18 protein-coding genes are annotated in these 21097 nt (G+C 66.2%); 13 read left to right on the forward strand and 5 right to left on the reverse strand.

What is annotated here, in order from left to right; all coding sequences use genetic code 11:
* Positions 1-35 precede the first annotated feature (35 nt).
* The 6 genes from leuS to holA all read left to right on the forward strand — a co-directional run bounded on the left by leuS (position 36) and on the right by holA (position 9015).
* Positions 36-2537 (forward strand): leucine--tRNA ligase, encoded by a 2502-nt coding sequence (leuS, locus tag LOC60_RS06365; protein WP_442860390.1) that lies wholly within the window; start codon positions 36-38, stop codon positions 2535-2537.
* A 13-nt stretch (positions 2538-2550) separates the two neighbouring features.
* Positions 2551-3504, forward strand: a complete 954-nt coding sequence (locus LOC60_RS06370) for a DegV family protein (RefSeq protein WP_230023624.1) — start codon at positions 2551-2553, stop codon at positions 3502-3504.
* Between the two features lie 110 nt (positions 3505-3614).
* Positions 3615-4265 carry a hypothetical protein gene (locus tag LOC60_RS06375; protein ID WP_230023627.1) on the forward strand — a complete coding sequence of 217 codons (651 nt, stop codon included), beginning with the start codon at positions 3615-3617 and terminating at the stop codon, positions 4263-4265.
* 147 nt (positions 4266-4412) lie between these two features.
* Positions 4413-5219 carry a helix-hairpin-helix domain-containing protein gene (locus LOC60_RS06380; RefSeq protein WP_230023629.1) on the forward strand — a complete coding sequence of 269 codons (807 nt, stop codon included), beginning with the start codon at positions 4413-4415 and terminating at the stop codon, positions 5217-5219.
* 298 nt (positions 5220-5517) lie between these two features.
* Entirely contained in the window at positions 5518-7824 is a 2307-nt protein-coding gene (locus tag LOC60_RS06385) for a ComEC/Rec2 family competence protein (RefSeq protein WP_230023630.1), read from the forward strand.
* A 156-nt stretch (positions 7825-7980) separates the two neighbouring features.
* On the forward strand, positions 7981-9015 hold the full coding sequence (gene holA, locus LOC60_RS06390) for a DNA polymerase III subunit delta (RefSeq protein ID WP_230023632.1): 1035 nt from the start codon (positions 7981-7983) through the stop codon (positions 9013-9015).
* A 117-nt stretch (positions 9016-9132) separates the two neighbouring features.
* Here holA and rpsT read toward each other — a convergent pair whose 3' ends face one another.
* Both rpsT and LOC60_RS06400 read right to left on the reverse strand, forming a co-directional pair.
* Positions 9133-9393 (reverse strand): 30S ribosomal protein S20, encoded by a 261-nt coding sequence (gene rpsT / locus LOC60_RS06395; protein ID WP_146361896.1) that lies wholly within the window; start codon positions 9391-9393, stop codon positions 9133-9135.
* A 174-nt stretch (positions 9394-9567) separates the two neighbouring features.
* Positions 9568-10200, reverse strand: coding sequence for a type II toxin-antitoxin system PemK/MazF family toxin (locus LOC60_RS06400; RefSeq protein WP_230023634.1), 633 nt, complete (start codon positions 10198-10200; stop codon positions 9568-9570).
* A 174-nt stretch (positions 10201-10374) separates the two neighbouring features.
* Here LOC60_RS06400 and lepA point away from each other — a divergent pair, with 174 nt between their 5' ends.
* Both lepA and hemW read left to right on the forward strand, forming a co-directional pair.
* Positions 10375-12228 carry a translation elongation factor 4 gene (lepA, locus tag LOC60_RS06405; protein ID WP_230023644.1) on the forward strand — a complete coding sequence of 618 codons (1854 nt, stop codon included), beginning with the start codon at positions 10375-10377 and terminating at the stop codon, positions 12226-12228.
* A complete protein-coding gene (hemW, locus tag LOC60_RS06410) occupies positions 12225-13457 on the forward strand; it encodes a radical SAM family heme chaperone HemW (RefSeq protein ID WP_230023646.1) in 1233 nt (410 codons plus the stop codon). The genes lepA and hemW overlap by 4 nt, the downstream gene beginning before the upstream one ends.
* 61 nt (positions 13458-13518) lie before the next feature.
* Here the strand turns inward: hemW and LOC60_RS06415 are convergent, their stop codons facing one another.
* Together LOC60_RS06415 and LOC60_RS06420 are read right to left on the reverse strand one after the other, a co-directional pair.
* Positions 13519-13884, reverse strand: a complete 366-nt coding sequence (locus LOC60_RS06415) for a DUF4870 domain-containing protein (RefSeq protein ID WP_230023773.1) — start codon at positions 13882-13884, stop codon at positions 13519-13521.
* Positions 13885-14064: 180 nt separating this feature from the next.
* Entirely contained in the window at positions 14065-14913 is an 849-nt protein-coding gene (locus LOC60_RS06420; protein WP_230023648.1) for a DUF3097 domain-containing protein, read from the reverse strand.
* A 211-nt stretch (positions 14914-15124) separates the two neighbouring features.
* On the opposite strand from LOC60_RS06420, the gene hrcA reads away from it, so the two are divergent.
* The 3 genes from hrcA to LOC60_RS06435 all read left to right on the forward strand — a co-directional run bounded on the left by hrcA (position 15125) and on the right by LOC60_RS06435 (position 18149).
* Positions 15125-16138, forward strand: coding sequence for a heat-inducible transcriptional repressor HrcA (gene hrcA / locus LOC60_RS06425; RefSeq protein ID WP_230023650.1), 1014 nt, complete (start codon positions 15125-15127; stop codon positions 16136-16138).
* 105 nt (positions 16139-16243) lie between these two features.
* Complete coding sequence (gene dnaJ, locus LOC60_RS06430; RefSeq protein WP_230023652.1) at positions 16244-17383, forward strand: molecular chaperone DnaJ; 1140 nt, start codon at positions 16244-16246, stop codon at positions 17381-17383.
* A 1-nt stretch (position 17384) separates the two neighbouring features.
* Positions 17385-18149: a 16S rRNA (uracil(1498)-N(3))-methyltransferase gene (locus LOC60_RS06435; protein ID WP_230023655.1), complete on the forward strand. Its 765-nt coding sequence runs from the start codon at positions 17385-17387 to the stop codon at positions 18147-18149.
* A 13-nt stretch (positions 18150-18162) separates the two neighbouring features.
* Here the strand turns inward: LOC60_RS06435 and LOC60_RS06440 are convergent, their stop codons facing one another.
* Positions 18163-19134 carry a GerMN domain-containing protein gene (locus tag LOC60_RS06440; RefSeq protein ID WP_230023657.1) on the reverse strand — a complete coding sequence of 324 codons (972 nt, stop codon included), beginning with the start codon at positions 19132-19134 and terminating at the stop codon, positions 18163-18165.
* 420 nt (positions 19135-19554) lie between these two features.
* Between LOC60_RS06440 and LOC60_RS06445 the strand changes: the two genes are divergently transcribed.
* On the forward strand, positions 19555-20622 hold the full coding sequence (locus tag LOC60_RS06445) for a PhoH family protein (protein ID WP_230023774.1): 1068 nt from the start codon (positions 19555-19557) through the stop codon (positions 20620-20622).
* On the forward strand, positions 20619-21095 hold the full coding sequence (gene ybeY / locus LOC60_RS06450; RefSeq protein ID WP_230023665.1) for an rRNA maturation RNase YbeY: 477 nt from the start codon (positions 20619-20621) through the stop codon (positions 21093-21095). The genes LOC60_RS06445 and ybeY overlap by 4 nt, the downstream gene beginning before the upstream one ends.
* Positions 21096-21097: the final 2 nt, after the last annotated feature.

The raw sequence follows: 21097 nt of genomic DNA on the forward strand, positions 1-21097 counted from the left end.
CGCGGATCGATTTTCTTTGAGGACAGAGGCGAAGCATAGTGAGCACGCAGTCACAGACTGATCAGCAGGAAGAGGCCGTCTACAGTTTCGCGGCCATCGAGCAGAAATGGCCGAAGGTCTGGGATGACCTCGGCGTTTTCACCCCTGCCGACGACGGCTCGCGCGAACGGCGCTATGTACTGGACATGTTCCCGTACCCCTCCGGCGACCTGCACATGGGCCACGCCGAGGCGTTCGCGATGGGCGACGTCGTCGCCCGTTACTGGCGCCAGCTCGGGTACGACGTGCTGCACCCGATCGGCTGGGACTCCTTCGGCCTGCCCGCCGAGAACGCGGCCATCAAGAACAACGCGCACCCCAGCGACTGGACCTACCGCAACATCGAGACCCAGGCGGAGTCCTTCAAGCGCTACGCCATCAGCGTTGACTGGTCCCGCCGGATCCACACGTCGGACCCCGAGTACTACCGCTGGACCCAGTGGCTGTTCACCCGCTTCTACGAGCGCGGCCTGGCCTACCGGAAGAATTCCCCGGTCAACTGGTGCCCCAAGGACCAGACCGTGCTGGCCAACGAACAGGTGGTCAACGGTGCCTGCGAACGCTGCGGCACCCAGGTCACGAAGAAGTCGCTGAACCAGTGGTACTTCAAGATCACCGATTACGCCGACCGCCTGCTCGATGACATGGAACAGCTCAAGGGCCACTGGCCCGAGCGGGTCCTGGCCATGCAGAAAAACTGGATCGGCCGCTCTGAGGGCGCCCACGTCCGGTTCAACATCGAGGCCGAGGGCGGCAAACCCGCCGAGCAGGTCACCGTCTTCACCACCCGCCCGGACACCCTGGCCGGCGCCACCTTCTTCGTCGTCGCCGCGGACGCCCCGCTGGCACTGGACCTGGTGACGGATGAAAACCGCGACTCGCTGCTGGACTACCGCGAATCGGTGAAGGCACTCTCGGACATCGAGCGCCAGTCCACCGAACGCGTCAAGACCGGCATCTTCACCGGCCGGTACGCCGTGAACCCGCTGAACGGCGAAAAGCTGCCCGTCTGGGCCGCCGACTATGTGCTGGCCGACTACGGCACCGGCGCCATCATGGCCGTCCCGGCGCACGACCAGCGTGACCTGGACTTCGCCAAGACCTTCGACCTGCCCGTCAAGGCTGTCCTGGACACCGGCGAAGAGGATCCCGCCGTCAGCGGTGTTGCCACCACCGGCGAAGGCACCCTGATCAACTCCGGCGCACTGGACGGCCTGCCCAAGGCCGAGGCCATTCCCGCCGCTGTCCGGATGCTCGAGGAACAGGGCACCGGCGAGAAGTTCGTGAACTTCCGCCTGCGTGACTGGCTGCTGTCCCGGCAGCGTTTCTGGGGCACCCCCATCCCGATCATCCACTGCGAGAACTGCGGCGAGGTTCCGGTCCCCGATGACCAGCTGCCCGTCACGCTGCCCACCGGGCTGCGCGGTGAAGCACTGGCACCGAAGGGCACCTCCCCGCTGGCCTCCGCCGAGGACTGGGTCAACGTGGCCTGCCCGAAGTGCGACGGCCCCGCCAAGCGCGATACCGACACCATGGACACGTTCGTGGATTCGTCCTGGTACTTCATGCGCTTCGTGTCCCCGCACTTCACGGACGGCCCGTTTGATCCGGAGGCGGCAAAGAACTGGATGCCGGTCGGGCAGTATGTGGGCGGCGTGGAACACGCCATCCTGCACCTGCTTTACGCACGGTTCTTCACCAAGGTGGTCCACGACATGGGCCTGCTGGAAGCCAGCGAACCGTTCAGCTCGCTGCTGAACCAGGGCCAGGTCCTCAACGGCGGCAAGGCCATGTCCAAGTCACTGGGCAACGGAGTGGACCTGAGCGAGCAGCTGGACAAGTACGGCGTCGACGCGGTGCGCCTGACCATGATCTTCGCTTCCCCGCCGGAAGACGACGTCGACTGGGCGGATGTGTCGCCGTCGGGTTCCGCGAAGTTCCTGGCCCGCGCCTGGCGCCTGGGACAGGACATCACCAGCGAGCCCGGCGTGGACTTCTCGACCGGGGACCGGAAGCTGCGTGCGCTCACGCACCGGACCGTTGCCGATGCCACCGAGCTGCTGGAAAACAGCAAGTTCAACGTGGTGGTGGCCAAGCTGATGGAGCTGGTCAACGCCACCCGCAAGGCCATCGATTCCGGTGCCGGCGCTGCCGATCCGGCGGTACGCGAGGCGGCGGAAGCCGTCGCCGTCATCCTGAGCCTCTTCGCGCCCTACACGGCCGAGGATCTCTGGAACCTGCTGGGCCGCGATGCCTCCGTCGTAAACGCCGGCTGGCCCGCGGTCGACAAGACGCTGCTGGTGCAGGACACGGTCACCGCCGTCGTCCAGGTGCAGGGTAAGGTCCGTGACCGCCTCGAGGTTGCCGCGGACATCAGCGAGGAAGACCTGCGGGAGGCCGCGCTGGCGTCTGACGCCGTGCAGCGGTTCCTCGACGGGCGCGGTATCCGTACGGTCATCGTCCGGGCGCCGAAGCTCGTCAACATCGTTCCGGCCTAGGCCGGAACGCCCCATGGACTGGCTCGAACGGCTCGCCTCGCGGGCCAGGGGACGGCAGCGGTCAGCTGCTGCCGTCCCCGCGCCGTCCGTGGGAGTGGTGACCGATTCCGCCTCGGCCCTGCCGGTCCGGTGGGCGGAGGCGGCAAACGCGTCCGCGTTCGTCCGGGTGGTACCGATGCCCGTGATGATCGGGGACCAGATCTACGGTGAAGGCTCGGATGACCTGATTCCGGCCCTCGCCCTGGCCCTGGCCCAAGGGCACGAGGTCCGTACCTCACGGCCGGCTCCGGGACAGTTCGAGGCTGCGTACCGGGAGCTGGCAGCCGCCGGTTGCGCCTCAGTAGTGTCCATCCACCTTTCCGGGCAACTGTCCGGCACCGTCGATTCGGCCCGGCTGGCATCCCGTTCCGCCGGAATTCCGGTCGAGGTCATTGACAGTGCGACGGCGGCCATGGGCCTGGGGTTTGCCGTGGCAGCCGCGACCGAGTGCGCCCGGACCGGCGCTTCGGCGTCGGAGGTGGCCGCCTGTGCCCGGGCCGTGGCAGCCGATTCCAGCATCCTCTTCTATGTCCCCAGCCTGGACCAGCTGCGGCGGGGCGGTCGGATCGGAGCGGCCGCCGGCTGGCTGGGGACACTGCTGGCCGTGAAGCCGATCCTGGTGGTCCGCGACGGCAAGGTGCTTCCGCTGGAACGGGTCCGGACCGCCCCCAAGGCACTGGCGCGGCTGGCAGAACTCGTACAGCAGGACATCGCCGGGCGGACCGGGAAGGTCCGTGCCGCGGTGCATCACTTCGGTAACGCATCGGAAGCCGAGCGGCTGGCCGGCGTCATCGGTGCCGCCGCACCCGAGGTGGAGGTTCTCATCTGCGCGCTGCCCGCCGTGCTTGCTGCGCATGCGGGGTTGGGGGTGCTGGCCGTGGCCGTTGCGGGAGACGAACCGGATCCGGCCAGGCCCGTTGTGCCGTAGGAGAATTGAGAATTTCCCCTTATCTTTCCCTCCCGCTATTGCGGTAGCTGCATAAAGGGTAAGTGGTAGAGTGAGCGGAAAATTTACGCCTACTGCGAGGGAATGCCGCTATGTCTCCATTTGGATTTGGTAAGAACAATGAAACCGCTGCTGCTGCTCCGGTCGTAGATCTTGGGAAGAAAACCGGTGCCATTTCCCTTGAAAAAGGTAACCGCGTCACCATTGCAAAAACTCCTGTAGTCACGGCTCGCTGTGAATGGTCATCCAACACCGACTACGATCTTTACGCGTTGGTCATTCTCAAGGATGGAACGGAACTGGTTTGTTCCACCTTCGGCTCCGAAGCGCAGCCGGATCCGACGCCGGAACTGCTCGGCGGCGCAGTTCGCCACCTGGGTGACGTGGGGCGCGGGCAGAACGGCAAGGCCCAGGAAACCATTGAAATCAAGCTGACGGACGAGATCGAAGCGGTTGTTCCCATCGCTTACTCGGCCCAGTCCAACGGAATGGGCTCTTTCCGTAAGTACGGGGTATCCCTGGGAATCGACAATGGCTCCGGAACCAGCGTAACCATCGACTCCGCCAACGCTTCCAAGCGGATGAGTGTATTCACGGTTGCGATCGGAGTTATTCGCAACACCGCTGATGGGGTTGTCGTAGAGTCACTGGAAACGTACTCAAAGTCCCTGAGCGAATTCCGCCCGACCTGGCAGAATGGCCAGGTTGTTATGGATGCCGGGTCCAAGAACATCTTCAAGTAAAACCACCCCAACGGGCCGGCAAGAGTCCCGGCCCACCGTTTGTCTTGTCCTCAACATTGCCGAGCGGGGCTGCGGGCCGTTCCGGTTCGTCCAGTTACGCGAACAAAGGCTTCGAACCCGGCGGGCCGGGGATCGTAGGTTTGCCCGATGGCACAACATCGTTGGGACAGCCCGGACGTCCACGTCCCGGAGGAGCCGGAGCCGGCAGACGGCCATCCGTCCGGGCGGAGGCGCAGGTGGGCCTTTTCCCTGCCCGCAGCGGTGCTGGCGGTTTCCCTGTTGCTGGGCTGCGGGGCAGCGGTCGTTATGCTGCGCGATCGAGGACCGGTTCCGGTTGCCAGTGTTCAGCTGTCCCCACCGGCTACGGATCCCTCACCCGCTGCCGCCGAAAGCGGCGGTCCGGGGATACCTTTGGCGTCTGGGCCGGCCTCGCCCTCACCGTCTCCGTCCAGTGCGAAGGAACCGGGAGGGAACCCGGCAACGGTGGTGGTCCATGTGGCCGGGGCCGTCCAGCGTCCAGGCGTCGTCCGGTTGTCACCGGGCAGCCGGATCGTTGATGCCGTTGATGCTGCGGGCGGAACGGCGGCTGATGCGGACCTCGCCGCCGTGAACCTGGCCGCCTTGGCGGAGGACGGTGCGATGGTGTTGGTTCCGCGGATCGGCGAAAGCCCGCCGGGCCCCGTGGGCGCCGCAGGAAATCCGGCGGATGGCGGTGCGTCCGGTGCCAAGGGTCCGGGAGTGCAGGCCGGCAGCGGCACTTCGGACAGCGTCAACCTGAACACCGCAGACTCGGCCCGGCTGCAAAGCCTGCCGAGGGTCGGCCCGGTAATGGCCGAACGGATCATTGCGTGGCGGACCGAGCATGGCGGGTTCAGCCGGCCGGAGGATCTGGATGCCGTACCGGGGATCGGCGAGGCCATGATGGCGGCGCTGCTGCCACTGGTTACGGTTTAGCGGACAGTGCATGTCCAGCGGGTCCGAAAGCAGATGGTCACGGTATGTCACCTCGGCACTGAACCCGGAAGCGCAGCGCTTAGTTCCGCAGGCGGAGCGGGGCGCAACCGCAGGCGGCCGGTGGGACAGGACCTGGGGAGGAATCGGCAGGGCACGGGAAGCCTGGCACAACCGGGAGACCGCAGCAGCAGACACGCCGCCGCCTGAGCTCCGGGAGCTGCGGCTCTTGCCGGCGGCAGCCACGGTATGGGCGGCAGCTTTTGTTGCAGTTCGTTTGCCGCACCCGGCGGGATGGGCGTTGGCCGCCGCGGCGGCTGTCCTGGCGGTCCTCTTGCTGCTGACCGCCACGCGGCGGCGCTGCAGGCAAAGAAGCACGGCCGGATTCCTGCGAGGTGCCGCCGTTCCCCTCGCGGCGGCAGCGTTGGTCTGCGCCGGTGCGACCGCAAGTCTGGCTGCACGCACGGCCGGCCCCATCTCCGGTCTCATCGCCGAAGAGGCCGCTGTGACCGTGGAACTGCGTGCAGCATCGGATGCCCGCCCGGGGGCACCGGACCGGTTCACCGGCCGTCCGCGGTATCTCATCGATGCCGTAGCGGAATCGGGCACCGCGGAGGGGCAGCGGTTCGGAACGTCGGCGACCCTCCTGGTGATCGGCGGGGAGGACTACGCGCCCGTCAGGCTGGGGGACCGGTTTACCAGCGCCGGATCCCTGCAGCCGCTCCCTGCAGGGGACCGTAATCTGGCCCTGCTCCGGGCGGCTGCTCCACCGGAGGTCACACCTGCCGGTGGATGGTACGCGGCAACGGCAGAACTCCGCGGCACCTTCGTCCAGGCGGCCGAAGACCGCGGTGCGGATGTCGAGGGACTGCTTCCGGGCATGGTGCTGGGTGACCGGGGCGGCCTGGATCCCGGCTTGGAGCAGGCGATGAAGAATACCGGCCTGACCCATCTGACAGCTGTCTCGGGCGCCAACTGCAGCTATCTGCTGGCGTTTATCTTCCTCACTGCCCGGGCCCTGCGGTTGCCGCGGGCGCCCGCCGTGCTGCTGGCGTTGGCCGGGCTTGTGGCGTTTGTGCTCCTCGTCCGGCCGGATCCCAGTGTCCTGCGCGCTGCCGTAATGGGCGGGCTGGGAACCCTCGCCGTACTTTCCGGGAGGGGACGCCTGTCCGCCGCCCTGCTCTTCCTGTCGATCTCGGTGCTGCTGTGCGTGGACCCCTGGTTGTCCGGAAGCTACGCGTTCACCCTCTCGGTCTGCGCAACCCTCGGGCTTATTGTGCTGGGACCGCATCTGGTGCGCGTACTCTCGATGCGCCTGCCCCGCTGGTTCGCGGCTGCCTTGGCCATACCCGTTGCTGCGCAGCTGTTCTGCGCCCCGGTTCTGGTGCTCCTGCAGCCGCAGCTGCCGGTGTATTCGGTGCCTGCCAATCTTGTTGCCGCGCCCGTTGTTCCGGCCGTGACCGTGGCCGGAATGCTTGCCGTCGCACTGGTGGGCGTCGCTCCGGTGCTTGCGGCACCGCCGCTTCTGCTTGCGGCTGCAGGTGCCTGGTGGGTGGCCCGGACGGCCCGGTTCTTTGAGTCCGCACCCGGCGCCGTGGCCGCCTGGCCTGAGGGGAGCCCGGGTGTGCTGCTGATGGGTGTATGTGCGGGCGCGGCCGTGGCCGGAATCCTGGTTCTCTCACGGCGGGATCTCCCGCCGCGGGGGAGCGGCGGCGGGACGGGTCGGCGCCGGATAGCGGCCGGGGCAGCTGCTTTGCTGGTCCTTCCCGGTGGTGCAGTCCTCGGCGCCCGTGCCCTGCAGGGAGGACAAGTGCAGGAGGGGGAGTGGGTGGTGGCCGCGTGCGACGTCGGACAGGGGGACGGTTTTGTACTCCGTGCCGGACCGGAGAGTGCAGTAGTGATCGATGCCGGTTCAGAGCCCGGTCCCATGGATGCCTGCCTGGACCGGCTGGGCGTGCGGACCGTGGAGCTGCTGGTATTCACGCATGCCCATCTGGACCATTACGGCGGTGCTGCCGGAGTGTTGTCCGGACGGTCCGTGCGGCAGGTGGGCTACTCAACGGCGGGCCGGGAACTGCCGGAGGAACTGGCAGGAGTACTGGCCGGAACACCGGCGTCCCGGACCCGGCTGGCTCAGGGAATGGCCGGAACAGCGGGCAGGGTGGGGTGGGAAGTCCTCTGGCCGCCGGCCGGCACAGTGCCCGCAGCGGGCGATGACGAGGAGAACAATGCCAGTTCCGTCCTGCTGGTGACCGTTGCCGGACCGGACCCGGGGGAGCGGCCGCTGCGGATACTCTTCACCGGCGATGCGGAGGAGGAAGCAGCAGCAAGGATCCTTGCAACGCACACCGATCTCCGATCCGGCGTCGATGTGCTGAAGGTAGCCCACCACGGGGCACGCAACGGCGGCGACGGCTGGTCCCGGACCGTGCGTCCCTCGCTTGCGCTCATATCCGTTGGTGCCGATAACGGATACGGCCATCCGGCACCCGAAATTCTGGCGCAGCTGAAGGCTTCGGGCACGGCGGTGGCACGTACGGACCAGCACGGCACGGTCCTGGTGGTCCGCGAAGGCAACGCCGTCGAGATCCTGAGCCTGCCTCCGTAGAACCCCGGCAGACATGGCGTCGGCTGTCCGGAAAATTGGCCGCCGCCCGGGACCGTGGCAATCTTGGAGTGAGGCTATCCGCGGTGCGGGTACGTTTCGAATCATTTACCCCGGCAGGCCGGAATCCGGCAGCCTAGAATCCCAGGAGCACCCGCTGTGAATCCGGCAGTCCCTTCCAAACGCAGCTCCGGCAGCAAGCCCGCCGCAAAGTCCTCAGCGACAGTTTCCTGGCGCGAGGTCGAACCCGCTCCGGTGGTCCTGCTGGCAGGTCCCGAGGACTACCTGGCGTCCCGTGCGCGGGACCGGCTGCGCGGGGTGCTGCGTGAGAAGCAGCCGGACACGGAACTGGTGCACTTCGACGCCGCCTCCTACGTCTCCGGCGAGCTCACCCTGCAGTCAAGTCCCTCGCTGTTCGGCGAAGCCAAACTCATCGAGGCCGTGAATCTCGCGTCGATGAACGAGGATTTCCTCACCGAAACCCTGGCCTATTTGAAGGACCCTTCTCCGGACGCCGTGCTGGTGCTGCATCATTCCGGCGGTAACCGCGGCAAGAAGCTGCTGGATGCGGTTAAAGCCTTCGGCGCACCCGTGGTGGAATGCCAGCCGTTCAAGAAGGATGCGGAGAAGCTGGACTTCGTCACCTCTGAGTTCCGCACTGCCCGCCGCCGGATCGATCCGGCCGCAGCCCGGGCGCTGGTAAGCGCTGTCGGGTCCAGCCTTTCGGAGCTGGCAGCCTCGTGCCAGCAGCTGATCAGTGATTCCACCGGCGAGGTGACCGAGGAACTGGTGGAGCGCTATTACGGCGGACGGGTGGAGGCCACGGCCTTCAAGGTGGCCGACGCCGCCTTGGCCGGCCGCGCGGCTCAGGCGCTGTCCATGCTCCGGCACGCCCTGGACACCGGAGTGGATCCGGTGCCCTTGGTGGCCGCCCTGGCCATGAAGGTCCGCGCCGTGGCCCGCGTGGCCAACCTGCGTGGATCCTCGGCCTCGATGGCCAAGGAACTGTCCATGGCACCCTGGCAGGTGGACCAGGCACGGCGGGACGCCCAGCGGTTCTCCTCGGAGTCACTGATCGAGGCCGTCCAGGCCCTCGCCGAGGCTGATGCCCAGGTCAAGGGCGCAGGGCGGGATCCCGTCTACGCCGTGGAACGCGCCGTCACTGTCATTGCCCTGGCGGCGTCGGGCCGGTAGGGGCACCACGGGCGCAGCTTAGAGCAAAGCAGGCTAAAACAAAGCAGGTTAAAACAAAGCATGGCCGGTCCCGAAGGACCGGCCATGCTTTTGTAAGTCTGTGTTGCTGGCTGCTGGTTAGAGCGCGCTGACCTTCTTGGAGATGGCCGACTTGCGGTTGGCAGCGTTGTTCTTGTGGATTACGCCCTTGCTGACGGCCTTGTCCAGCTTGCGGCTGGCGGTCTTCAGCGCTTCGGCTGCTGCGTCCTTGTCGCTGGCCTTGACTGCGGCATCAACCTTGCTGATGACGGTCTTCAGCTCGGACTTCACCGAGTTGTTACGCTGACGCGCCTTCTCGTTGGTGAGGATGCGCTTCTTCTGGGACTTAATATTGGCCACTTATAAACTCTCTTTGTATTGCGGACTTGGTCGGTGAGGGTATTTCAGCCCAGACATTGACTGAGCGGCGTGGGGATACCGTAATGGCGCCTGAACCAAAGTGCCCGTCGACCTGCGCGGACACACAGCAATAAATGTTAGCAGAGTTTGGCCTCCGGTAACGAAAGCGCCGGTTCAGCGCGCCGGACGGATCACGGCCAGGCGCCGGGCAACTGTTTGGAAAACGTTCTTATCCATGATCGCACCTTCCCGGCGTACGCTGCCCGGATCCAGCTGCAGCACCCGGTCCAGCTTCACTTCGCTGGGCCGCCCCTTGCTGTCCCAAGGTCCGGTGCCGACGTCGAGGTACCGCGGGTCGGAACCACTGCGGTTGTTCCGGTCCCGGCTGGTCATCATCAGGCCCAGCAGTGCCCCGCCGCTGCGTCCGATCAGCAGGACGGGACGGTCCTTGCCCTGGCTGGCGTCATCCTCGTACGGAACCCAGGCCCACACCACCTCTCCGGGATCCGGATCACCGTCGGGCTGCGGGGCGTAGACAGGATTGACGGGGCCGGAGTAATCACCGGCGTAACCCCGGGCGGCGGCGGGCGCTGTCCGTGCGGACGACGACGGCGAGGGCCGGGTGGTGTGCGGGGGAGCCGCCCTGGTTCCGGGGGAGGGTGACGGCGTCCGGACGGTCGTGCGCGGCCGGGCCGGTCCGCCGGTTCTCCGGCTGTTTTCGGCAGGCCCGGCGGACGAAGAGGCCTGGCGCAGTAGGCGGAGAGCCGTGCGGGCAATGGAGGCAAACGAGCGGGCGTTAAAGGGCATGGCACTACGTTATGCTCCCGGTGCACGGAACCCGGTGCGTCCGGTTCCTGTTGCGGCAGGCAAACGTGGGAGACTGTTAACTCGACAGAACTCCCACTAGAACCGCCAGGACGAAGGACACCCGCGCACCGCGCCGCGTCCGGAGAGTCCCGGAACAGTAAAGGAACCGCCACAGTGTCACCCATGGCCCGCTTCTCGCCGGTGCCTGCCGCGACGGATCCGGCGATCATCAGAAACTTCTGCATCATCGCCCACATCGACCACGGCAAGTCCACCCTGGCCGACCGCATGCTCCAGTCCACCGGAGTGGTTGAGCACCGGAACATGAAGGCCCAGTACCTGGACCGGATGGATATTGAGCGCGAACGCGGCATCACCATCAAGTCGCAGGCCGTGCGCATGCCCTGGGAGCTGGACGGGCAGTCCTACGCCCTGAACATGATCGACACCCCGGGCCACGTGGACTTCACCTACGAGGTTTCGCGTTCCCTTGCTGCCTGCGAAGGCGCAGTGCTGCTGGTGGACGCCGCCCAGGGCATCGAGGCGCAGACGCTGGCGAACCTCTATCTGGCGATGGAAAACGACCTGACCATCATTCCGGTCCTGAACAAGATCGACCTCCCGGCGGCGCAGCCGGAGAAGTACGCCGAGGAACTGGCGAAGCTGATCGGCGGCGATCCGGCGGACGTACTGAGGGTCTCCGGCAAGACCGGTGTAGGCGTTGAAGCCCTGCTGGACCAGATTGTCCGCGAGATTCCGGCACCGGTGGGGGACCCCAACGCTCCCGCCCGAGCCATGATCTTCGACTCCGTGTATGACACCTACCGCGGCGTCGTCACCTATGTCCGCGTGATCGACGGGTCGCTGTCGCCGCGTGAACGCATCCAGATGATGTCCACCCGGGCCAGCCATGAACTCCTCGAAATCGGAGTCAGCTCGCCGGAGCCCACCCCGTCCAAGGGCCTGGGCGTGGGTGAGGTGGGCTACCTCATCACCGGCGTGAAGGATGTTCGGCTGTCCAAGGTGGGCGACACCGTCACCAACCTGGCCAAGCCGGCCGAGAAGTCCCTCGAAGGCTACGCAGATCCCAAACCCATGGTGTTCTCCGGGCTGTACCCCATCGACGGCGCCGACTACCCGGTGCTGCGCGAAGCGCTGGAAAAACTGATGCTCAACGATGCCGCGCTGGTGTACGAACCCGAGACCTCCGCGGCACTGGGCTTCGGCTTCCGGGTGGGCTTCCTGGGCCTGCTGCACCTGGAAATCACCCGTGAACGGCTCGAGCGCGAGTACAACCTGGACCTGATCTCCACCGCGCCCAACGTCGAGTACGAGGTGACGCTCGAGGACAAGAAGGTGGTCACGGTGACCAACCCCAGCGAGTACCCCGAAGGCAAGATCAAAGAGGTCCGCGAGCCGATGGTCTCGGCCACGATCCTGGCGCCGAACGAATTTGTCGGCGCCATCATGGAGCTGTGCCAGGCCCGCCGCGGCGTCCTGGGCGGCATGGACTATCTCTCCGAGGACCGGGTGGAAATCCGGTACCGCCTGCCGCTGGCCGAGATCGTTTTCGACTTCTTCGACATCCTCAAATCCAAGACCCGCGGCTACGCCTCCCTGGATTGGAAGGCCGACGGCGAACAGGTTGCCGACCTGGTCAAGGTGGACATCCTGCTCCAGGGCGAGCAGGTGGACGCCTTCAGCTCCATCACGCACAAGGACAAGGCGTACGCCTACGGCGTGATGATGACCGGCAAGCTCCGCGAGCTCATCCCGCGCCAGCAGTTTGAGGTGCCCATCCAGGCGGCCATCGGCTCCCGCATCATTGCCCGCGAATCCATCCGCGCCATCCGCAAGGACGTGCTTGCCAAGTGCTACGGCGGCGACATCAGCCGTAAGCGCAAGCTGCTGGAAAAGCAGAAGGAAGGCAAGAAGCGCATGAAGATGGTGGGCCGCGTCGAAGTTCCGCAGGAAGCCTTCGTGGCCGCGCTTTCCTCTGACGAATCCAAGGACAAATCCAAGAAGTGACACCCAGTGCACTGCCCCTCGGAGACCCGGCACCCGCCGACGGCCTCCTGCCAGCACAGGCCGCAGACGGCGCAGCCGATCGGAACTTCGGGCTTTACGTCCATATCCCGTTCTGCGCAGTCCGCTGCGGCTACTGCGATTTCAACACCTACACCGCTACCGAACTCGGCGGCGGCGCCTCGCAGGACGCCTACGGCGGCACGGCTGCGCGTGAAGTCGTCTTCGCCGCCGATGCCCTGCGGCGTTCGGGACTGCCGGAACGCCGCATGGGTACCGTCTTCTTCGGCGGCGGCACTCCCACCCTGCTCCCGGCGGAGGACCTGGCGCTGATCCTGCGCACCGCCGTCGACCAGTGGGGCCTGGCCCCCGGTGCGGAGGTCACCACCGAAGCGAATCCGGACTCGGTGACGCCGCAGTCCCTGCAGCTGCTTGCCGACGCCGGCTTTACCCGGGTCTCCTTCGGCATGCAGTCGGCAGTTCCGCACGTGCTGGCGGTCCTGGACCGCACACACACGCCTTCCCGCGTTCCGCAGGCAGTGCAGTGGGCGCGCGATGCCGGCCTGCAGGTAAGCGTTGACCTGATCTACGGGACGCCGGGCGAGTCCATGGCCGACTGGAAGCACTCGCTTGAAGAGGCGCTGAGCTACGAGCCGGACCATATCTCCGCCTACGCCCTCATCATCGAGGAAGGCACCAAGCTGGCCGCCCGGATGCGGCGCGGCGAGGTGCCGCCCATCGACGACGACGACCACGCCGACAAATACGTGCTGGCGGACGAGATGATGAGCGCAGCCGGGCTGAACTGGTACGAGGTCAGCAACTGGGCGCGCACCCCCGAGGACCAGTGCCGGCACAACCTGGCGTACTGGCGCAGCGACGACTGGTGGGGTGTCGGACCGGGAGCCCACTCGCATGCCGGCGGCGTGCGGTGGTGGAACGCCAAGCATCCCACCGCCTATGCCCAGCGGATCGCGGCGGGACAGTCACCGGCAGTCGGACGCGAAACCCTTGACGCCGACACCCGGTACGTGGAAGACGTTATGCTTCGGACCCGGCTGGCCGAGGGCCTGGCCCTGGACCGGCTGCGCGAGCCGGGCCGGCTGGCCGTGGCCGGCCTCATGGCCGACGGGCTGGTGGATCCGCGGGCTGCCCTGACCGGCACCGTCCTGCTTACCGCCAAGGGGCGGCTGCTGGCCGACGCCGTGGTCCGGCGGCTCCTGCCCGACTAAGTAAGCAGCAGATCCGTCCGACGAAGCGACGAAGCAGCGGCTGCGGCTTACTTGGTGCGGCTTACTTGATGCGGCGCAGGTTGATCGGGTAGCGGTAGGGCCGGCCACGGTTGCACTCGATGCCCGCGATGACCGAGGACACGGCCACGTAGACCCAGATGAGCGCGTTGAGCACGGCGAAGAATCCGCCGATCTCCGGGATGAAGGACAGTGCCCAGACCGTGAGGGCCGCGATGCTGGGAGGCAGCGTGAAGTTCAGGGCTTCCTTGGACTCCTGCGCCGTGAACGGACCGCGGTCGCGGAACACCAGGTAAATGATCAGCGACGGAACAAAGGCGAGGATGCCGCCGAAGTGCGCCAGGGTTGCCCACTGCCGGTCTTCCGACGCGGTCAGGGGCAGTGCGTTGGCGGGGGCGCCCTGGTAGATCGGACGCTGCGCTCCGCCCTGCTCTTCCGGCCGGGCGTGGTGATTCTGGCGTGTGTTGGACACGGCGTTTATTCCTTTTGATTCATGGTGACACAGGGTCGGTCCGCTACTACGTATTCCCCAAGCGTACTGGTTCGGGCACTTCATCACGGAAAGGCCACGGGGGATGCGGTGCAGGTCTCACCCGGGAACGGTCAGGAAATCGATGACTTCCTCCACCCGTCCAAGCAGCGACGGTTCAAGATCCGCGTAGCTGTTCACCTGCCCCAGCAGCTTCTTCCAGCCCATGGCGACGTCGGTATGGTCGCGGTGCGGCCAGCCCAGTCCCTGCAGGATCCCGGTTTTCCAATCCAGATGCCGGGGGACCACCGGCCAGGCACTGCGCCCGATCACGGACGGCTTGATGGCCTGCCAGACATCCACGTACGGATGCCCCACAATCAGGACGTTGCCCGGCGCGCCGGGGGAGGTCATGGCCTCGGCCGCGATCCGGGATTCCTTGGACCCCGGAACCAGGTGGTCCACCAGGATCCCCAGCCGGCGGCCCGGTCCGGGTGCGAACTCGCGAACCGCCGAATACAGGTCGTCGACCCCGTGGAGAGGCTCGACGACGATTCCCTCCACCCGCAGGTCGTCACCCCAGACCTTCTCCACCAGCTCGGCGTCGTGCTTGCCCTCGACCCAGATGCGGCTCGCCCGGGCGGTGCGCGCACGCTGGTTGGCAACACGCACGGAGCCCGACGCCGTCCGTGCGGGCCCTGTTTTTCCGGCGGCCGCGGCTGCCGGCACTACTTCCACCGGCTCGCCCTCGAGCAGGAAACCGAAACCGAGTTCGAAGGACTTGCTTTTTCCGCGCCGGTCTTCGAGCACCATCAGGTGCAGCCCGCCGGACTTCTCCACGCGTACCACCGCACCCACCCAGCCCGAGGCAACGTCCTCCAGGACAAGGCCGGTTTCGGCGCCGACTTTGCGCAGCGCGGTCCGGGCCGGCGCGGTGATGTCCTGCGGACCCCAGGAAAAGCTGGACACGAAAATTGCCTCACTAACGGTTCTGGATTGGACGACAAACCGCAGCAGGCCACGGGTTCCTCAATGCTAGCAACGCTGCCGATCCGTATTAGACTTAGCACTTGAATACTGTGAGTGCTAAACGTCAGGCTCTCCGGCCTGTAGGTGATGACGCAGGTCAAGACGCAGAACAACTTGCCGATCACCCGCCGATCAACAAGGAGGGAAAACCATGAGTGAGCCACGCCGACTCGAGGTCCTCCGAGCCATTGTTGAGGACTACGTCCATTCGCGCGAGCCCGTAGGATCCAAGGCACTCGTGGAACGTCACCACCTGGGTGTTTCCTCGGCCACCATCCGCAACGACATGGCCGCCCTGGAGGAAGAGGGGCTGATCACCGCCCCGCACACTTCCGCCGGCCGTATCCCCACCGATAAGGGCTATCGGCTGTTCGTTGACCGCATCTCCGATGTCAAGCCCCTCTCGGCACCCGAACGCCGTGCCATTTCCTCCCTGCTGGAGGAGGCCGACGACCTCGATGACGTCATGGACCGCACCGTCCGGCTGCTGTCCCAGCTGACCAACCAGGTGGCGGTGGTGCAGTACCCGCATCTGGGCAACGCCAAAGTCCGGCACATCGAGTTTGTCCTGCTGGCACCGGCACAGGTGCTGGTGGTCCTCATCTCGACCACGGGACGGGTGGAGCAGCGGGTGATCACCGTTCCGCAGCCGGTGACCGAGCCGGACCTGATGGACCTGCGCCAGCACTTCCTGTCCATGGTGGCCGGCACACCGCTGAGCAGCATCACCAGCCAGCTGGCCAATGCCCTTGCCACTGTGCCGGCGGACCGCCGCCGGGTCGGCAATGCCCTGGGCCACTGCCTGGAGCAGCTGGCCGGCATCAACCGCGAGGACCGCATGGTGATGGCAGGGACAGCCAATCTGGCCCGCTCCACTGTAGACTTCCCGCTGACTATTGGTCCCGTGCTCGAAGCGCTTGAGGAGCAGGTGGTGATGCTGCGCCTGCTGTCCGAGATGGAACAGGATGCCCGCGGGGTCGCTGTCCGGATCGGACGCGAGAATCCGCACGGCGGCCTGTCCGAAGCGTCGGTGGTGGCCACGGGATATGGCCCCGATTCCACGGCCAAGGTCGGCATTCTCGGCCCCACCCGAATGGACTATCCCACCACCATGGCAGCCGTGCGCGCCGTAGCCAGGTACCTGTCCCGAATACTGAATAACTAGCGCGGTCCCCGGCAGTTCGGGACCGGCCCGCCGGGAAACCGGCGGAACCCCAACCTCCGTCTTCAAAGTCTGAAGGCATGCAATACAGGAAAGCGATGTGCACGAGTGAGCGATCACTACCAGGTCCTTGGTGTCGGACGAGACGCCACCGGTGAAGAAATCAAAAAGGCGTACCGGAAGCTTGCCCGCAAGCTGCATCCGGACGTCAACAGTGCTCCGGGCGCGTCAGATGAATTCAAAGCGGTATCGCACGCCTACGAAGTCCTTTCCGATCCGGAAAAGCGGCGGATCTATGACACCACGGGCAATGAGAACGGCAATGACAACGGCTTCGGCGGCGGCGGCTTCGGCGCCCAGGGGTTCGGCTTCCAGGACATCTTCGACACCTTCTTCGGCGGTGCCGCTCCGGGCGGCGGACGCGGGCCGGCCTCGCGCAGCCGCCGCGGACAGGATGCACTGATCAGCGTCCGGATCGACCTCAAGGACGCCGTCTTCGGCACCAACAAGAAGATCGACGTCGATACTGCGGTTGTCTGCCCCACGTGTGACGGCTCCTGCTGCCAGCCCGGAACCTCCCCGCGCACCTGCGACATCTGCCACGGCACCGGCCAGGTCCAGCGCGCCGTCCGCTCCATCCTGGGCCAGGTCATGACCTCGGCACCCTGCGGGACCTGCAACGGCTTCGGCACCGTCATCCCCGATCCGTGCCACGAGTGCTCCGGCGAAGGCCGTGTCCGCAACCGCCGCACCCTGACCATCAAGGTCCCGGCCGGCGTCGCGACCGGTACCCGGATCCAGCTCGGCGGGCAGGGCGAAGCCGGCCTCGCCGGCGGCCCCGCGGGTGACCTGTACGTGGAGATCCGCGTCAACAACGATCCGACGTTCCTCCGCGACGGCGATGACCTGCACGCCACGCTCACGGTTCCCATGACTGCCGCAGCGCTCGGCACGACCGTCATGCTGGAGACCTTCGACGGCGAACGCGAGATCACCGTTAAGCCCGGGACCCAGTCGGGCGAGGTATCCGTCCTCAACGATCTGGGCGTCACGCACCTGCGTGGCCACGGCCGCGGCGACCTGCGGGTGCACCTGCACGTGGAGACGCCGCAGAAGCTGGACTCCGAGCAGGAGGAACTGCTGCGCCGGCTCGCCAAGCTGCGCGGCGAGGAATACACCGAGGGCCGGCTCAACAGCTCCGGCACCGGGGTGTTCGCGAAGCTGCGGGACCGGTTGGGCAACCTCTGAGATGACCAACCCGATTTTCTTCGGTGACCCGGCGCTGGTGTCCGCCGCCGGGCCCGGAGACGTTTTCCGCCTCGAGGGGCCGGAAGCCCGGCACGCCGTGTCCGTGAAGCGCCTCGGAATCGGAGAGAGCGTGGACGTGGTCGACGGCGCCGGGCGCCGGCTCACCGGGACCGTGACGGAAACCGGTGCATCGGTCCTCGAGCTGCGGGTGGAAAACGTGCTGAACGAACCCGCTGCGTCCGAACGGTTCCTCCTGGTGCAGGCGCTGGCCAAGGGGGACCGGGACGAGCAGGCAGTCGAAGCAGCCACCGAGCTGGGCGTGGACGCCGTGATCCCGTGGCAGTCGGACCGCAGCATTGTCCGCTGGCGTGCGGAGAAGGCGGCCAAGGGACAGGCGAAATGGCAGGCGCTTACCTCTGCCGCAGCCAAACAGTCCCGGCGTTCACGCATTCCCGTGGTGGAGCCGGCACTGGACAGCCGAGCCCTGCCGGCCCGGCTGGCGGACCTGAACCTGGTCCTGGTCCTGCACGAGGAGGCCGACGTGCCGTTGGCCGAGGCACTGCAAAAGCTCGGTACACGCACGGATGACGCGGCGGCGGACATCGCAGTGGTGGTAGGTCCCGAAGGGGGCATCAGCCCTGCGGAGCTGGCGGCGCTGCGCGGCGTCGGAGCCGTCGCCGTGCGGCTGGGACCGCATGTGCTGCGCTCCTCGACTGCCGGTCCTTCCGCGCTGGCGGTACTGAACCAGCTGCTCGGCCGCTGGTAGGAGCCGCGCGGGGCTAGTGTTCGGAAGGCTCCGATGAAGCGGCGACGGTGATGCGCTTGGAGTCCCCGGCGGTTTCCTGCCCGCTGTAATAGACCCGGAGGCTGTACTCGCCAGGGGCGAGGGAAGCGGTGAAATTGAACTCGCCGGTTTTGCCGGGCGCCTCATCCAGCTCAACACGGCCGGACGCCGCAGCACCGGTGGACGGCCTGCCGTCCACTATGGGTTCAGCCCGCCAGTGCAGTCCCGCGGGCTTGGCCACCGCCGTGCCGCTGACCGTCACATCGGTACCCCGGAGCTGGGCTTCCTGCGGATCAATGATCCAGATCTTCGCCACCAGCGCGGGATCGCGGCTCAGCGGTCCCTCAAGGGGAACATGGCCGAACGCACGGTAGCCCTCCTTGCCGTCCACCAGGATTGCCACGCTGCTTTCCTGCCCCACGGCAGTCAAACCTGCGTTGGCGGCGGCGGCCGTGGCGGTGTACACCAGCTGCTGGACGGCCCGGTGGGCCATGCCCGAGTCGAGGGACCCCTTGAATGCGTCCGAGGAGATGTCCACGGTAATAACGTTCTTGCTGGAAATCGACGCGGTGACACTGTCCGCCGCGTGCCAGGGCGTGAAGTAATCCTGGTCCAGCGGCTTATCGGCGGTCATGGCCTGAACCGCCTCGCCGATGGGATCACCGGTGTTGTCCGAGGAAAGGAACTCACGGTAAAGACTGACCGTCGAGTCCGTCAGCCCCAGCCAGTACACCGGCATGAGGGTTCCGGCGGAACTGGCTTCCGCCGGTGGAGAGATAGTCATGGGCGCTGCACCGGAGGCCTCGCCGCCGTCGGCGGATGAGGGCATTGAGATGGTGGGATTCTCGGCAAGGACACCGCATCCGCCCAGTCCCAGCGCGGCCGCGGCCACCAGCGGACCGGCGAGGAAGCGCCTGCGGCGGACCCCGCGGGGAAGGGACGTTCCGGAAGTGGTTCCAACGTCCATCTATCCTCCTTGGGGCCGAACGCGAAAAGGTACGTCTTCAACCTTTGCACACGCGCAGGGGCGCACCCGTGCTCTGAACGGGCCCGCGTCCGGACTGAAACACGATTGAGACATCACCGTTGCGGGGCTGAGATAAATCCGATGCGGCTCCGTGCGGTGAGGAGTGCATCAAGTAAGATTTAGGTAGCGGGCGGGTGCGCCGTCTCCAGGCAAGCGCTCCAGGCAGGCGGCCAGTGAAATGTCGGGCAGGGAAATGCCGGACAGGGAAATAATCGTCTGTCCCGGGACGTTGGCGCTAGTGGCCGGATACGCCTGCCAAGGGCAGGCTTCAGCACCGGACTTGTTCACTGAACTTTAAAACCAGACTCTATAAGGGGCGATGAAAGGCCTGAAAAGGCCGTCTATATGACCGAATCTTCAATGGAAATCGGCACCATACGGCTGGATAACCAGACCATAGTCTTTGACTCCACGGAACACATGGTCCAGTCGCTGGGTGCCAATGACGAGGCGCTCAGGATCATTGAGACGGCAAATCCCGAGGTAAGCCTGATGGTGCGGGGGAACGAGCTGTCCGTTTCCGGCCCTGCCGCCGAGGTGGAGCAGACCGTACGCCTGGTCAACGAAGTCCGGGTCCTGGCCCGCAACCAGACGCGGGTGACACCGCAGGTCCTCGAGCAGCTGATCAGCATGCTCAAGGACCAGAGCACCCACCGCCCGGCCGATGTCCTGACGCAGAACATCCTGTCCACGCGCGGGAAGACCATTCGGCCCAAGACCCTGAACCAGAAGAACTACGTGGATGCGATCGACCGCAACACAGTCGTTTTCGGCATTGGTCCCGCAGGAACCGGCAAGACCTACCTGGCCATGGCCAAGGCCGTGCAGGCCCTGCAGCAAAAAGAGGTCAACCGGATCATCCTCACCCGGCCGGCAGTGGAAGCAGGGGAGCGGCTTGGGTTCCTCCCGGGCACGCTGAGCGACAAGATCGACCCGTATCTGCGTCCGCTCTACGACGCCCTGCACGACATGATGGACCCCGAATCGATTCCCCGGCTGATGGCTGCGGGCACCATCGAGGTGGCGCCGCTGGCCTACATGCGCGGCCGGACGCTCAACGATGCCTTCATCATCCTCGATGAAGCCCAGAACACCACGCCTGAGCAGATGAAGATGTTCCTGACCCGCCTCGGCTTCGGTTCGAAGATGGTTGTCACCGGCGATGTCACCCAGGTGGACCTCCCCGGCGGCACCGCGTCCGGCCTGCGGATTGTCCACGACATCCTGGGCGATATCGACGACGTCGCGTTCTCGGAACTGCAGGCCGCGGACGTTGTCCGGCACCGGCTTGTCAGCAATATCGTTACCGCGTACAGCGAGTGGGACGAGGCCCGGCGGCGCAGCGGAGCCGACGGCGGCCGGAATGACGGCAGCCGGGCCAACGGCCACGGCCGGTCCAACGGCCAGACACGGGAGGCCCGCTCATGAGCATCGAAGTCAACAACGAATCCAGCGCCCCCGACGTCGACGAAGAGGAACTGGCCCGGCTGGGCCGGTACCTGCTGGACAGTCTGTACGTACACCCGGAAGCGGACCTGTCCATCATCCTGGTCGATGAGGACGCAATCGAGAAGCTGCACATCGAGTGGATGGACCTGCCCGGTCCCACGGACGTGCTGTCCTTCCCGATGGACGAGCTCCGTCCCGGCACGGCCGGACGCATAACGCCCGCCGGAGTCCTGGGCGACATTGTGCTCTGTCCGCAGGTCGCGGCACGGCAGGCCCGGGACGCAGGGCACGGAACGAACGAAGAGCTCCTGCTCCTGACCACCCACGGCGTCCTGCACCTGCTCGGCTACGATCACGCCGAGCCGGAAGAGGAGAAGGAGATGTTCGGTCTCCAGCGCCGCCTCCTGTCCGCTTATCTGGGTAAACAGGCCCCCAAGGAGACCCGAAGTTGAGT

The organism is Arthrobacter sp. zg-Y769 (genome assembly GCF_020907405.1).
Taxonomy (GTDB): domain Bacteria; phylum Actinomycetota; class Actinomycetes; order Actinomycetales; family Micrococcaceae; genus Arthrobacter_B.